The 15,418-nt window shown below is 43.1% G+C and carries 12 protein-coding genes and 1 pseudogene; 3 read left to right on the forward strand and 10 right to left on the reverse strand.

The features are described from left to right. Positions 1 to 1,501 precede the first annotated feature (1,501 nt). The 5 genes from LC653_RS13570 to aqpZ all read right to left on the reverse strand — a co-directional run bounded on the left by LC653_RS13570 (position 1,502) and on the right by aqpZ (position 5,553). Positions 1,502 to 2,134 carry a YdeI/OmpD-associated family protein gene (locus LC653_RS13570; protein WP_229494980.1) on the reverse strand — a complete coding sequence of 211 codons (633 nt, stop codon included), beginning with the start codon at positions 2,132 to 2,134 and terminating at the stop codon, positions 1,502 to 1,504. A 45-nt stretch (positions 2,135 to 2,179) separates the two neighbouring features. Beyond that, complete coding sequence (locus LC653_RS13575) at positions 2,180 to 2,620, reverse strand: GNAT family N-acetyltransferase (RefSeq protein WP_229494981.1); 441 nt, start codon at positions 2,618 to 2,620, stop codon at positions 2,180 to 2,182. Positions 2,621 to 2,722: 102 nt separating this feature from the next. Further along, the gene (locus LC653_RS13580; protein ID WP_229494982.1) at positions 2,723 to 3,400 is read right to left on the reverse strand and encodes a response regulator; all 678 of its coding nucleotides are present in this window, start codon (positions 3,398 to 3,400) and stop codon (positions 2,723 to 2,725) included. Positions 3,401 to 3,529: 129 nt separating this feature from the next. Beyond that, a complete protein-coding gene (gene era / locus LC653_RS13585) occupies positions 3,530 to 4,504 on the reverse strand; it encodes a GTPase Era (protein WP_229494983.1) in 975 nt (324 codons plus the stop codon). 350 nt (positions 4,505 to 4,854) lie between these two features. Then, positions 4,855 to 5,553, reverse strand: a complete 699-nt coding sequence (gene aqpZ, locus LC653_RS13590) for an aquaporin Z (RefSeq protein ID WP_229494984.1) — start codon at positions 5,551 to 5,553, stop codon at positions 4,855 to 4,857. A 584-nt stretch (positions 5,554 to 6,137) separates the two neighbouring features. Here aqpZ and LC653_RS13595 point away from each other — a divergent pair. Together LC653_RS13595 and LC653_RS13600 are read left to right on the forward strand one after the other, a co-directional pair. Further along, positions 6,138 to 6,773, forward strand: coding sequence for a transaldolase family protein (locus tag LC653_RS13595; RefSeq protein ID WP_229494985.1), 636 nt, complete (start codon positions 6,138 to 6,140; stop codon positions 6,771 to 6,773). 232 nt (positions 6,774 to 7,005) lie between these two features. Next, complete coding sequence (locus LC653_RS13600; RefSeq protein ID WP_229494986.1) at positions 7,006 to 7,653, forward strand: Uma2 family endonuclease; 648 nt, start codon at positions 7,006 to 7,008, stop codon at positions 7,651 to 7,653. Positions 7,654 to 7,660: 7 nt separating this feature from the next. Here the strand turns inward: LC653_RS13600 and LC653_RS13605 are convergent, their stop codons facing one another. Both LC653_RS13605 and LC653_RS13610 read right to left on the reverse strand, forming a co-directional pair. Then, complete coding sequence (locus LC653_RS13605; RefSeq protein WP_229488508.1) at positions 7,661 to 8,299, reverse strand: antibiotic biosynthesis monooxygenase family protein; 639 nt, start codon at positions 8,297 to 8,299, stop codon at positions 7,661 to 7,663. A 442-nt stretch (positions 8,300 to 8,741) separates the two neighbouring features. Next, positions 8,742 to 9,482: an SDR family oxidoreductase gene (locus tag LC653_RS13610; protein WP_229494987.1), complete on the reverse strand. Its 741-nt coding sequence runs from the start codon at positions 9,480 to 9,482 to the stop codon at positions 8,742 to 8,744. Positions 9,483 to 9,528: 46 nt separating this feature from the next. On the opposite strand from LC653_RS13610, the gene LC653_RS13615 reads away from it, so the two are divergent. Next, on the forward strand, positions 9,529 to 9,816 hold the full coding sequence (locus LC653_RS13615) for a hypothetical protein (RefSeq protein ID WP_229494988.1): 288 nt from the start codon (positions 9,529 to 9,531) through the stop codon (positions 9,814 to 9,816). A 266-nt stretch (positions 9,817 to 10,082) separates the two neighbouring features. Here the strand turns inward: LC653_RS13615 and LC653_RS13620 are convergent, their stop codons facing one another. The 3 genes and pseudogenes from LC653_RS13620 to LC653_RS13630 all read right to left on the reverse strand — a co-directional run. After that, positions 10,083 to 13,256, reverse strand: a complete 3,174-nt coding sequence (locus LC653_RS13620) for an efflux RND transporter permease subunit (protein WP_229494989.1) — start codon at positions 13,254 to 13,256, stop codon at positions 10,083 to 10,085. Between the two features lie 64 nt (positions 13,257 to 13,320). Then, entirely contained in the window at positions 13,321 to 14,634 is a 1,314-nt protein-coding gene (locus tag LC653_RS13625; RefSeq protein WP_229494990.1) for an efflux RND transporter periplasmic adaptor subunit, read from the reverse strand. Between the two features lie 431 nt (positions 14,635 to 15,065). Beyond that, positions 15,066 to 15,275 (reverse strand): annotated as a pseudogene (locus LC653_RS13630) (DNA cytosine methyltransferase); the annotation flags it as partial. Positions 15,276 to 15,418 lie beyond the last annotated feature (143 nt).

Below are 15,418 nucleotides of genomic sequence, written 5' to 3' on the forward strand. Positions count from 1 at the left end.
CTCCGTTCGTCCACCTCAGATACTCGTGAACGAGTCTTTGAACTCCGTTCATCCACCTTAGATACTCGTTGACGAGTCTTTGAACTCCGTGAGCCTTTAACCCAAAAATGATACAGCAGATTGCAACAGGCGTGAGGTACAGATAATCGTAGGGGCACAACATGTTGTGTCCCTACCCGTGTACTTCATTTACCTGAAATACGCTGTAAGTTTAGACTCGCTTCTCCCATATCTTTAGGTTATTAGGACTTACGCATTGACAAGAAATACCAAACATGAAGCAAGGTTAAAAACCATATCTTTCGTAAGGGCACAGCAATGCTCATTGGTGTCAACTTAAGCTAAAAGTAGCTTAACTGAAAGCTTCCTCACCCGCCTCGAACTAAAGTTCAAGGCTGATAGCTAAAGTCTACTGAAGTAGACTAAAGATTTTTGGCTATATTTAGTCATCAACAGAAGACTTCCGCTAAAAGCCAAGGAAGTTCAGTTCCTTGCGGGACATAGCTTTTACGTTAAGTTGACACCTATGAGCAATGCTGTGCCCCTACAGCATAGTCTATTTACGATCGCAGGATAATTAAGAAAAGCCTGAAAACTTCCTCAAGATAGGTAATGCACATCACGATGCATTTGTACAGTGCGTAAGTCCTAGTTATTTCTAATTATTCTAATTTTTATCTAAAGATTGACTTTTAAGGCAGTTTCTTATTACTTATGACAGTTACTTTAAATCATTCTGATGAGTGAAAGTATATATACTTAATAACTGAGGTTCAAAGCATGGACTCAACAGGTAAGGTTCAAACTGGGGACTCCTCCTGGTCTCTTCCACTGCCGTTGAAAGAGTATGCAATGAGCCGAGTAACTGTCTACTTTTATAGCGACAGATGGGTTCCAATTAAATATTGTTCTTTGGAAAAGGCAATTTTGCTTCACCATAAGGCAAAATTAGAAGACAAGGAAATTTTATTATTTCCTGTTAATTTAGACCCTAATCAACTCTCAAACTCTTTTAACTAAAATGCATTGAGGTAGACTATTTTTCAAACATCTTGGCAACAAATAAATCGGCTATAGAGGCGTACTTATGTACGCCTTTATTTGTAAATGGGAGGTATTGAAATATTTACTTATATTGTTTACTTAGTTATGCTAACCACAGTCATTACACCCGCAACCCCTCCCCGGCTTGCGGGGAGGGGAGACAAAGCATAGCTTTGGCGGGGTGGGGTTCTTCGAGTTTAATCAGCAATCAAGGGGCCATGATATCAAAGAGCGATGTCTACGATGGTCACTGAGCGGCTGGTGAGCGGCTGGCCCTGACTTGTACTGAGCGTAGCCGAAGTAGCGCAGTCGTTCGCGTTAGCGTCTCCGACAGGAGAAGGGAGTCTAACCATGTCGTACCACTTCGTGGATCTTGCTACGCGCAGCGTCTCCAAGAGTTGTGCGGGCTACGCCTACGCGTCAAAAGATACGTAAGCTAACCGAACCGTATTGTTTGTTATCGTACTAATGGGTTTTTGTTCACCTCTGCTGAGTTGACGGTTTGTTGAATTCTCTTCAACCTTGTCTCTGGACGTTTTGCACTGTCAATCCAAAAAAGAATATTCTTTTTGGATGAGTTATTAAATGCCTCAAAATTATCCTTGGCAGTTGTGTTTGCTTCTAATGCTTGCTTTAAATCTGAGGGAATCATCAATGCTTCGATCGCATCTAACGTCTTCCATGAGCCATCTTGTTTTGCAGCTTCAATTTTTTCTAGACCAACTGTAGTCATCAAACCTTGTTCTATAAGTTCTTCAATATATTGTTTATTTAATTTTGACCACACACTTTTCGCTTTTCGAGGTGTAAATATTTGCATATAACGTTCTTCATCTAAGGATTTAACTTTACTGTCAATCCAACCGAAACATAGGGCTGCTTTTACCGCTTCGCTATATCTAACACTTGGTTTCCCGCTTTTTACTTTGTAGTAAATGAGCCACACACCAAGAGAGGTGCGATGGTTTTCTTCTAACCATTTCCGCCATTCTTCGAGGCTTTGAGGGCAGAAAGTGAGGAATTCATTATTAAGTTTAGATACACCAGTAATTTTACTTTTGCTAAGGTTTATCTCTGTATTTTGCTGCATTTGTTTTATGTTCAATACGTAATTGATGCAAAACTTTCATCTTCTCTAAAATCGTTTTGCCATAAAAATCAGATGCTGGCTTCTTTGATAGCCATGCTTGGTGTAAAAAGCCTCTGCTTGTCCATCCTTTTTAGTCAAAAGATAAACACAGGTAACTTTCATTGCGGTTAGACTATGCATTAATTGGTTAAGTAGCTTTGTCCCAATTCCTTGACTCTGCTTATGAGGTCGGACACAGATTTCTTCTAGATAAAAGCTTTTACTTTTTTGCCCTTGCTTGCAATAACCTGCCACCAATCCTAACAGTTCATTCTGTTTGAATACAAATCCAACAAAACCTGGTGTATTCAGAATTTCAAACAACTTTGCTCTTGCAGTCTCGAAAGTCCATTGCTCGTTCCAAGGTTCACCATTGAACACTTCAATATATAAATGAGCGCACTTATCAAGATATTCAGTAGTGAAGATTTGAATTTCTTCTGACATCAAAAAACCAGAGTTTAGTTAATCATGAAATTAAAGTATCAGCACCACAGATAAAGATTACCAGATCAGGTGTTCATCTACAGCGCTCACAGATTGTAGCAATCAAACCAACCCAGAACGCAGTGCCACAACTGCTGCTTGTACGCGATCGTCTACTGCTAATTTATTCATAATCCCTCGGACGTGAGTTTTGATGGTGTTGGGACTAAGATAGAGTTTTTCGGCAATCTCCGGGTTACTCAAGCCGTCTACCATGAGTTTCAACACTTCTAACTCGCGCCCAGATAAGTTGGCGTTGTTGCTGACGGGTGAGGGCGGTTTGAGATTATCAATTACTCGCCGTGCAATTTGGGGATCGAGATAGGCTGCACCATCAACTGCGGCTGCGATCGCACTTAACAATCGTTCCACACTTGCACCTTTAATACAATATGCATCTGCACCGCTAGAGAGTGCCGCAATAATTTCTGTCTCCGTTTGATGAGATGTTAGCATCACCACATGAGTTGCTGGCAGCGCCGCCTTAATTTGCTGTGTTGCTGCAATGCCATCCAATCGCGGCAACCCAATATCCATAACCACCAAATCAGGTTTCAGTTGCAGTGCGGCTTGAACTCCCAAATAACCATCTTCTGCTTGTCCAACAATCTCTAACTGAGGATGAGCCATTAACGATTGCTCTAATCCCAGTTGCATCATCGGATCATCTTCGACAATTAACACGCGCAACGGCAAAGCATTGGCCGGCAGATTTAAAGGATAGCGAGTATCTAAAGACATTTTTATTAATTAAGAGTCATTTGTCATTTGTTATTTGTCATTAGTTATTAATCTTTTGCCTTTTACCTTTTATTCTTTGCTTTTTTCCCTGCCAATGACCAATGACTAATGACTAATGACAAATTTGTTTTATTCTTCTACCCGATAGCCTAACTCTGCTAAACTGATCCGCGACTGTCGCCATTTTGGCTGGACTTTGACAAACAATTCTAGGTAAACTTTACCAGAGATTAACTTTTGGATTTGTTCGCGGGCTTCGCTACCAATGGCTTTGAGCATTGCTCCACCTTTGCCAATGAGTATGCCTTTTTGGGAATCACGCTCGACGTTGATGGTAGCAAGTATACGGGTAATGCTGGGAGTTTCTTCTACTAAGTCAATAGCGATCGCAACTGAATGGGGTACTTCTTCACGAGTCAATAATAAAATTTGTTCTCGGATTAATTCACCCATAATAAAGCGTTCTGGTTGGTCAGTTACCAAATCTGGTGGGTAGTATAACGGCCCAATTTCTAAATGTTCAATTAATAATTCTTGAAGTTGCGGTAATCCTGCACTCGTCTTAGCAGAAAATTTCACGATTTCCCATTCATGGGACTGGGCCATCTGAGCGTAACTATCATCTAGAAACTGAGAATCGGACGGTTGTTGGTCGATTTTGTTCACGCCCAAAATCACTGGTGTTTTGCTGCGACACAGCAATTCGGCAATATAGCGATCGCCTGCTCCACAAGCTACCGCTCCATCTACCACAAATAGCACTACATCTACCGATTCAATGGCAATTTTGGCATTTTGCACCAACACTTCCCCCAATTGATGATGGGGCTTATGAATTCCTGGCGTATCTACAAAAATTAACTGGGCTTCTGGTGTAGTTAAAATACCGCGCAAACGGTTACGTGTTGTTTGCGCTACTGGTGATGTAATGGCAATTTTTTGCCCTACCAATTGATTCATTAAAGTAGATTTACCGACATTAGGACGACCAACAATGCCAATAAAACCTGATTTGAATTCAGGAGGAGCCTGTGGAATTGTGACTTCTCCTGAAAAAGAGAAGTTGTAATTTTCAATACTAGTCACCTTTGGCTCCACCCTCATATTTTACAGCTGGGATAACTTGGTTTTTTTTTAGACACAAAACAAGCATAAAATTCCCCTGGCATTTTTAGGGATTGCTTTTGCCGAGGTTTAATCTACTACTGGCTCTACACCTATATTTTACAGCTAAGATAACTTTGTTTTGTTTTTAGATACAAAATAATCTAACTAAAATAGACTACCTCACAATTAGGGTTTAAATGCTTAATGACCAATTTTTGAGTAGCATTTGACAGGTGCTGGTACTGGATGATCAAGGCAAAACTAAGGCTTGGTGGGAGCGGCTTCCAAAGCAGCCAAGGGATGATGGCAAATTCCCTTAAATTACTAGAGTGAAGTTGTGAGTAATATTAAATGTCTGGTTCTTGCAGCCATCGGGCGACCATACCCGCCAAAACTCCACCTAAAATTGGAAACACGATGAAAATCCAAAGGTCAGCCAATGCCCAATCTTGAGTAAAGATAGCTGTGGCTAGCGATCGCACGGGATTGACGCTGGCATTTGTCACCGGAATCAGGATAAGATGCGCCAAGGTAAGCCCTAAACCTATGGGGATGGGTGCAGACAGCTTCAAAGCGGGAGAAGATGTTACGCTCAAGATCAGCAGCACAAAGCCACAGGTAACAGTCAATTCGGCTAATGCACAAGCCCACCAGCTATAGTTACCAGGGGAGTGAATTTCCACCCCATTAGAACCAAAGTCGGCTGTTGTAAACCCAGGCTTGCCCATGCAAATCAAAAACAGGATAGTAGTCCCCCAAATTCCGCCGAGAATCTGACTTCCTATATATGGCAAAACGTCTCGGAAAGAAAATTGCTTGGCTACCCAAAAACCAATTGTGACTGCGGGATTGATATGACATCCGCTAATAGAACCAAAAGTATAGGCAGCAGTCAGCAAACTTAAGCCAAAAGCGATCGCCACCCCAGTAACTCCAACCCAAGGTACTGTACCAGAAATAACCGCAGTACCCACGCCCATCAGAACCAACCAAGCTGTACCTAGAGCTTCTGCAAAACATCGTTTGGCTAACGAGTAACGATTCATGAGATAATGCCATAACTGGCTAGACGCGATTGATATTTGTACACATTAGCTGAATCACACTAAGATAAATACTTGCTTCTGGATTATTAAGTAGAAAAATTACCGAAGAAGAATTCAGAATTCAGGTGGTCGCCGAGCGCAGTCGAGGTGAGCCAGAATCCAGCTTGGGGATTCTGTGCGGCTCGATGTATAAGAGAGGTTTAGAGCAAGCAATTTTAAACGCGCGTGATATTAATAGGACTTACGCAAATTATCTCTCAAACTCTGATTTCTCCGTGCCCTCTGTGCCTCTGTGGTTCGTTATTCCGTAAATCGTGCGTAAGTCCTAATTAAATTCTTTCCGTAGCTGTTACCCCTGACTTGACTGCTGGGGTATTCACCAATTCTGAATTCTGAATTCTGTCTTCTGACTCCTTCTCATAGCGCTTTTCATTTCCATAAACTACAAACCAGACGGTAAGGACACAGCATTGCTGTGCTTTTACAGCTAACCTGTGTTCTATCCAATTAAAAACTGTTGCAACTTGTCACGAATCATATACAGCTATTGCATATTGATATCGGGGAATTAATCGGGAGAAATTATGGCAATTTATCTAGACTCGGCGATCGCATCTGAAGCTGAAGTTGTTAAGCTTTGGGGATGGGTGAAAGGCATAACAACAAATCCCACGCTGTTGTCTCAAAGCGATACCCCACCAGAAACCACGCTCAAAAAATTGGTTGCCTTGACGAATGGCCCGTTATACTATCAACTTGTGGCATCTGATAAAGCTCTTATGTTAGCTGAAGGTAGAAAAGCTTTTGAGATTATTGGTTCACAAACAATTTTAAAGATTCCCGCAACACCATTAGGTTTTGAAGTCGTGGCGAGTCTATCATCAGAAATTACCTGTTCAGTGACAGCGATTTACAGTGCAGCACAGGCAGCAGTAGCACGGGAAGCAGGAGCTAAAATTGCCATAGCTTATGTAAATCGAGCTACGCGGTTGTTAGGTGATGGTATTGCTTTGGTGCGGGATATGGCCAGCGTCCTCAAAGGCAGTGATACGGAAATCTTGGCAGCTAGTATCAAATCTCCCGAAGAAGCAGCCGCTTCATTGCAAGCTGGGGCGGATCATTTGACTTTACCATTGGCAATGTTGCAAGCGATCGCTACTCACGAATTCTCACAGAAAACTGTTGAAGAATTCGCTAAAGGAGGTATTGGCTTAAGATAATTCGTAATTCGTAATTCGTAATTCGTAATTCGTAATTCGTAATTCGTAATTCGTAATTCGTAATTCGTAATTCGTAATTCGTAATTCGTAATTCGTAATTTAAATATGAGTTTGTCAGATATCCCTAATCTTTGGGTTCCTTTAGCACTTTTAGGTTTGATTATTGTCGCTGCTGTATTTTTCAGCCGCAGCAGTTGATATTTAACTATTGTGGAGGTGGAGGTTCAGTTCTATGTTTGCTGTTGTCACACCCGATACAATCCATTTGCCTCCAGGCGCAGTAGTCCGCCTACCCGGAAGTTGGCAAGACTATCAAGCACTCAATGAACAACTAGGCGATCGCTCCTCTCCTCGCATTAAGTATCGAGATGGAGAAATTCTTTTGATGGCACCGCTACCAGAACATGGGCGTAAAGTAAGTGTAATTGCAGATGTAGTCAAAGTTTTGCTCGATCATCTGGGACGAGAATACGAGGCATTTACCCCAATCACAATGGAACTGCCACAGGAAAGTGGTATAGAACCAGACTACTGTTTTTATATTGAAAACTGGGAAGCAATCGCAGGTAAAGATCCCATCAATTGGGGCGTTGATCCATCCCCCGATTTAGTGGTGGAGATAGACATCACCAGCTACACCGATGTAAATGACTACCTGCCTTATGGAGTACCAGAAGTTTGGTTGTTTAGGAAGAACCAGCTTGTGATTTACAGATTGCAAGGCGATCGCTATACTGTTGAAACCAGTAGCCGCTATTTCCCCAACATCAATGTGTCAGAGGTAGTCACAGAGTGTTTAAAAATTGCCTATGACCGTAATACTAGCGCTGCTATTCGGGAATTACGGCGGAAATTGACAATTCCTACGCTACTAACTTAGGTTCCAATCAATCAGCAGGTTCAGTGAACACAACCTCGTAGAGATGAAACTCGTTTTCAGCCAGACCTTGCCAATATTTACCCAAGGGCGCATACTTTGGATCTTTCAGTAGTTCCTCGAAATCTGCAAAGCTGCGCCATTGACCATAGTTCACATTGTGTACGCCATCCAGGGAACGGTGGAAATTACCAGATAGAAGTCCTGGATTTTGTAATCCAAGTGGTAAGTATTCCCTCTCCAATTCCACTAGGCGTTGCTGATTTTCTGGCTTTACCCGGAATTCTGCAAGGTGAATCAAACCACCTTTGGTAATTTTGAGTGTGGCATCATCTGGTAGGGAAACGACGACTTCGTAGACATGGGACTCGTGGATATGGAACTGGAAAACCTTTGCTCCTAGCTTTCGGATTTCGGAATTGTTCACAAATGCTTGGTAGTCTTCCTGAGTTTTCCACTGGGCATAGTTCATTACCCGCACGCCATCTATACTTTTGTGAATGTTGGATGAGACAAAACCAGGCTGGTGTTTTACTCCTGTTTCGAGAAATTCCACAATATTATCTATCAGTTCCTGCTGACGTTCAGGTTCGACTGCAAAGATAATTATGACCGTAATTACATCGTTGTTCTTGGCTATGATAGGCATTTTGATACCTCTTAAAGCGGACTGGAGACTGGGGACAAAAGGGACAAGGGAGACAAGAGGATTAACAATTCAAAATTCACGCATTCAAACATTTTAGACATTTTAAGATGGGGATTTAAACCCCAACTGAAACTGCGCTACGTGTAATGGTTGGGGTCTTAGAGGTTGTTTTAAAAGTGTTTTGCTGTGATTTTAGGCACTTTTAGATCCCCCCTAACCCACGCCAGTCGCTCCACTTGGGGAGACCCCAAGACCGCGCTGGCTCCCCTTAAAAAGGGGGGAACCGGAGTCAAAGTCCCCCAATTTATCGGGGGATTTAGAGGGATCTAAAACTTTTTATACCCACAATAGGACTTTTCAAACAACCTCTTAAACCCTTTAATTTCCGATAACTAATGCTGAGTGTCCCATGCCCAATGCCCAGTCGTCAATCTCCTTAAATTCAAGCGATTCCACCGTTTACACGGATGTTTTGCCCAGTGATCCACCTAGCTTCGTCGCTAGCGAGAAATGCTACTACGTCGGCGATTTCTTGTACCTCTCCCAGTTTGCCAAACGCAGCCATTTGGGCTAAACGGTCTATCTGTTCTTGTGTTTTGCCTTCTCGAAACAGTTCTGTATCGGTGGGGCCAGGAGAAATAACATTGACTGCGATCGCCTTTGCACCCAATTCTTTAGCTAGTACCCGCGTGATTTGTTCAACAGCACCCTTGGTTGCTACATAAGCACTATAAGTTGGCAGCATCATCGCCGTAGTTGATGAGGAAAAGTTGATAATCCGCCCCCCTTCTGATATATGTTGCGCGGCTTGTTGACAAGCAAAAAAAGTGCCTTTGACGTTAATGGCAAAAATCGTGTCAAAATCTTCTTCACTCACCTGAGTAATTGGTTTATAAAAGGCGATTCCGGCATTGTTGACCAAAATATCCACTTTACCGAAGCGCTCAAGTGTTTGCTCAAATAACCTTTTGATGTCGGGTACTTTGCTAATATCAGCTTGTACGGCGATCGCTTCTACTCCCAACTTTTCAATTTCTGCAACAACTTCCTGTGCTTTGCCTGCATTACCCGCATAGTTAACGACAATAGATGCGCCGTTACCAGCTAACTTGAGTGCGATCGCTCGTCCAATTCCCCGCGATGCACCAGTGATAATTGCAACTTTTCCGGCTATTGATGCCATAGATTCACCTGTTTTTGTTTCAGTTATTAATATATAGCAATCACATTTGATTCCTGAAGCACTCGTAGAGAAAGGGAACAGGGAAGTCAACAAGCAAATGCTGTTGCTCAACAAGCAAATGCTGTTGCTCAACAAGCAAATGCTGTTGCTCAACAAGCAAATGCGTACGCTCAACAAGCAAATGCGTACGCTCAACAAGCAAATGCGTACGCTCAACAAGCAAATGCGTACGCTCAACAAGCAAATGCGTACGCTCAACAAGCAAATGCGTACGCTCAACAAGCAAATGCGTACGCTCAACCTGACTTTTTACGGGATGTGGAAAAGGGGATAGACTTTTGCAAGAGGTCTAATACAGTTGAGTTAAGCATTTCTTCCTTCTCTTTCTTCTCTTCCTTTGCGTTCAACTCTTGGAGACACACTCGTGTTTGCGTCTTCTCTGCGAGACGCACTCGCCAACGCGGTTCGTTAAAAAATTAACTTTGACAACAGTTAAGCCTTAACCCAAGCGTATTGCTATATACAAAAGATAAAAGTTAGGAGAACATTTTAACTCCTAACTCCTAACGTACAGACGCGATTAATCGCGTCTCTCCTAACTTACCGATGGGTGGTAGAAGGAACTTTGCTATCTTGACTAACATCTAGCTCATGAGGCTGACGACGTGGACTCAAGCGATCGCGAATTTTGCCAATTACGATATATAAAATTGGTACAAAAAACAGAGTCAAGAAAGTAGAGACAATTGTACCGCCAGCGATCGCAGTACCAAGAGATTTTCTGCTAGCTGCTCCTGCTCCTTCGGGATTTACCAATGGCCAAATACCCAAGATAAAAGCGAAGGAAGTCATCAGGATAGGTCGTAAGCGTTCTTGTGATGCTTGCACTGCTGCTCTGGTAATTGAAAGACCCCGCTCTTGCAGTTGGTTGGCAAATTCCACAATCAGAATGGCATTTTTACTTGCCAAACCAATCAGCATTACTAAACCAACCTGGCAAAATACATCGTTAGCTAAACCCCGCAACATCTGCGCCGATAACGCCCCCAAAATAGCTAGAGGAACTGACAGCATAATAATTAGTGGGTCAACATAGTTCTCATACTGAGCAGCCAACACTAAGAAGACAAAGACAAGTCCCAATCCAAAAATCAGGGGCGCTAGACCGCCAGACTGTTTTTCTTCGGCGACGATTCCCGACCATTCATAGCCCATACTTGCTGGCAAAACCTTCTTTGCTAGTTGCTCCATCGCTACTGTTGCTTCACCGGAACTATAACCAGGAGCGGCGGAACCGTTGATTTCAATGGCGCGGAACAAGTTGTAATGATTGATCGTTTGCGCCCCGGTGGCAGAAGTAATTTTCACGAGATTGCTCAGGGCAATCATCTGATTATTAGCAGAACGCACGTATAATTTACCGATATCTGCCGGGTTAGAGCGAAACTGAGCGTCTGCTTGAACATACACCCGATAAGTTCGTTGTAGCAAATTAAAGTCGTTGACATACCGCGAACCCAAGTAAGCCTGTAGGGTATTAAAGATATCGTTTACTCCAACTTGCAGGGATTTAGCTTTGTTACGGTCTACTTCAATTAACATCTGCGGTGTATTTGCGCTAAAAGTGCTAAACACAGCTTGCAATCCTGGTGTCTGATTACCGCGTTGGAGTAGCTGACCCATAACTTGCACTAAGTTATTTAAACCACTGTTCCCTGTTCTGTCTTGTAGCTCAAATTGGAAGCCGCCGAAACTACCTAAACCTTGAATAGATGGTGGATTCACTGCAAAAATTCTTGCTTCGGGAATTCCCCCTAGCACTCCACCCAACTTACCAATGATTGCCTGTGCTGACTGTCCCGGTTCGTGACGCTTGTCCCAAGGCTGGAGAGTCGAAAAAATTGCCCCACTATTAGCAGAGTTACCACTAAAACCAAAACCACCGATCGCAAAAGTACCTGTGACTTCTGGCAATTTGAGGATTTCTTTTTCTACCTTAGCCATGACTTCGCTAGTGTAGTTGAGTGAAACTCCCTCTGGCCCTTGGATAATGGTGATGAAATAACCTTGGTCGTCATCAGGGATAAACGCTGTAGGTACGCTGATGTAAAGCCAGCCCGTCACCCCCAAGGACAATATAAATACTCCCACTACGATCGCTTTCACCCGTGTCAAGCGCTTGAGTATTTCCTCATACTGTCTGCGTGTCCAATCAATAAACCTGTTAATCCGCTCAAAAATCCAGCCTAACCAACCGCGTGGTCTTTGCCCCGGACGCAGCAGCAACGCTGAGAGGGAAGGAGTTAAGGTAATGGCTAGAAAGGTAGAAATCGCCATTGAAAAAGCGATCGTCAGCGCAAATTGCTTATATATCTGTCCCGTAGCTCCTGGGAAGAATGCCACGGGTACAAATACAGCCATTATTACTAGGGAAGTTGCAATCACTGCCCCAAACAGCTCCCGCATTGACTCAGAGGCAGCTTGGCGGGGCGACATCTCCTCATTCTCAATTAAGCGAGAGATATTCTCAACAATCACAATTGCGTCATCAACCACCAATCCCGTTGCCAAAGTTAAACCAAACATGGTCAGGGTGTTGATCGAAAATCCAAAAACCTTGATAAAGGCAAAAGTACCAATCAAGGTTAGGGGAACGACAACCACCGGAATCAGCGTAGTCCGCCAGTCCTGCAAGAAGATATAAATTACTAAAACGACCAGAGCGATCGCTTCTATCAACGTCTTGACTACTTCTGCTAGCGACGCTTCCACAAAAAGTGTTGTATCAAACGCCACCTGATATTTCAGTCCTGGGGGAAAACTTTGCTCTAGCCGCAGCATTTCGCTTTTAACTGCCCTAGCAACGTCTAAAGCGTTACTCCCAGGACTGGGAAATATCCCTAGGCCCACACCTTCGTTGCCTCTAAATCGCAGAAAAGTACTGTAATTTTCTGCTCCCAATTCCGCCCGACCCACATCTTTCAACTTTACCAGCGTGCCATTCTCAGATGTCTTGATCACCATGTCGGCAAATTCTGTTGCCCCACTTAGTCTGCCAATAGCTTGCAAATCGATTTGATACATCTGATCTGGTAATGTTGGCTGCTGCCCAATTTGCCCAGCCCCCACCTGTAAGTTTTGCTCATTGAGTGCATCGATCACATCTTGGGGAGTGAGGTTACGACTAGCAAGGCTGCTGGGGTTGAGCCACAAGCGCATCGCATAGCGGCGTTCACCAAAAATCTGCGCCTCACCCACCCCTTTGATTCTTTTGAGGGCATCTACTATGTAGAGGTCGGCATAGTTACTTAAAAAAACGTTGTCGTATTCTTTATTATCCGAGTACAGCCCGATCGCTAAGAGAATGTTGTTAGACTGCTTAGTGACAGTGACTCCAGTTTGCTGTACAGCTTCTGGTAAGAGCGGTTGAGCGATCGACACACGATTTTGCACATCGACTGCTGCAATATCTTTGTTGCGCGATGCGTCAAATGTAACTGTAATCGTACTATTGCCATTGTTGCTACTATTTGAAGTCATGTACTTCATGCCTTCAACGCCATTAATCTGCCGCTCTAAGATAGTCGTAACGGTATTTTCTACAACTTCAGCATTAGCACCGACATAGTTAGCAGTAACGTTAATTTGAGTCGGGCTGATCTCTGGATATTGATCTGTGGGTAGTGTCGGGATACTGATGGCTCCTACCAACAAAATGATAATAGAGCAAACACTTGCAAATACAGGTCGCTTAATAAAGAAATCAACAAACATGGGGATTGGTGGTAGGTATTTGGTAGTATGCTAGTTGTAAGTTACTACAATTTAGCATCCATTTTTAAGATTCTGGAGCGATCGCAACACCATCCCTGAGATTGAGCAACCCTGAAATAATAACTTTATCTTCTGGCTGTAATCCTTCAATAACTTGGTAATTATTGTCTTTAATCTCGCCTAGCTTCACTCGCTTTTGCCGAGCTACTTGTTGAGATACACCTTGGGGAGATTTTTCTGTTTCAACTACATAAACAAAAGTGTCTCCACCTACACGAGTCATTGCTGTTGTGGGTATTAAAATTCCGGGGCGCTGATTCCAGAATAATCTAGCTCTTACCAATTGATCTGCATGTAACTGACCATTAGGGTTGTCAAAAAGTGCTTTAATCAATATTCCTTGTGTTTCATTATTGGCAGTAGGTGCAATGAAAAAGACCCTACTTCTACCAAGCTTTTGACCTTGTGTGTTCATAACCTCCACTGGCATTCCCTTACGCAGTTGGGGCCCTTGCTGTAATGGCACAGAGATGTTGACTTCTAAAGGTCGATTTTGCGCGATATTAACTAATTGTGTAGAAGTATTAACTAAATCACCTACTTTCACAGCGATGTTGCCAACTGTGCCACTAAAGGGAGCGGTAATTTTGTCGGACTGGAGGTTCCCTTGTTGTTTTGGAATATTTACATTAGCTTGCTGCAAAGTTTGTTGAGCCTGCAATATGTTGGCTCGTTGTGCTTGAATTCTAGAATCAATTGCATCAAGATTAGCCTTAGCATTGGCGAGCCTATTACCAAACTGATTGCGAGTCTGTCGAGACACGGCTCCTTCCTGGGCTAGGGTGACAAACTTTTCGTAATTCTGCTGGTACAATTGCACATTTGCAACGTAGGATGGTCGTTGTGCTTCCAGAGATTTGAGTGTAGCGCGGGCATTTTCCAGTTGCACTAAAAATCCTTGAGGCACAGCATTGCTTCCACTGATACCTGCTTGTGATGTAGGATCTACTTGGAGAATTGCCGCTCCTGCTGCGACTCGATCTCCCGATTTGACAAATATCTGGGTAACTTGGCCCTGAATCCTCGGCTGGAGTGTGACTGAGCGCTGGGATGTTAGGCTAGCAATAAAATCTGAACTTTCCTCAATAATGCCGCTTTGTACTGTCGATATTTTGACTCTTACCCCTTGAGGTTGAGCATTAACAGTTGAAGGTGCTGAATTTTGCGGAGTGAGCAAACGCCAAACTAGAGTTGCTGTGCCCCCTAACAATAGTAGTGCAGCTAAAACCCAAAGCCACCGCCGTTTTCCAGAAGGTGGCTCAAATGAGTTTTGTGGAGCTTTGTCTCCAAAATCAGTTTGAGGCTCAGGGGATGTCATGGCTTATGAGGAACTTAAGGAACAAATTAACTAGAATTCAATCAATATTTCATCTGTTGATATGGAAATTACTGATTTGGCATGAGGTTTTGTGGCAAATTATGTGTTACCCCATCCAAATATACAGTTTTGATGATTCCGTCTAAATCTACCGAAAGGTGAATCCCCAATTTTTCATCCAGTTATCATGGACAAGCTTTGGTGATGCTGGCATACCCATGATTGCACTGTAAAAAGTCGGTGATCTGCCTTAGTCAAAATATAAGTTAATCATATAGCTAGTTGACCCTAGCTCAATCCCTCTAGTACGCCACGGAGTAAATAGAGCAGCCATTTAAAATCCCTAAAAACCCCATTCCATAATACTTTTGAATGCGTGACTTCCGCCTTGCGGTACTAGAGTCTTTCTGGTCAAGCTTCCGATTAGAAAATTAACGGCTGAACTCTGCTTCTGGCAAGTCAACAAAAGCCTTAGCAACAGTTACATAGGGTAGTAACCCAAATAATTCAAGTTCAGGACTATGAGTAGATAAAGGTAAGCGAATACTACCAATGTCCTTTCGGCAACCAAGAAAAAATAATCGCCGCCTTAACTGGGGAGTACCGAAATCAGCAGCTAAAAGTACACCTGTTGAGATGTTGTAACCCGATTGGTTTCACCCTGAGAAAATTCACCAGCATTTCAACGGTAAACCACTGAGTTTTGAGGATTAACCTTGGGAGAATGGGGAGTGTCCTTTTATAGCCGCCATTAACGGACAGTTGCACCAAAACAGTAGTTGCC

This window comes from Nostoc mirabile CHAB5784, assembly GCF_020829645.1.
Lineage (GTDB): Bacteria > Cyanobacteriota > Cyanobacteriia > Cyanobacteriales > Nostocaceae > Nostoc > Nostoc mirabile.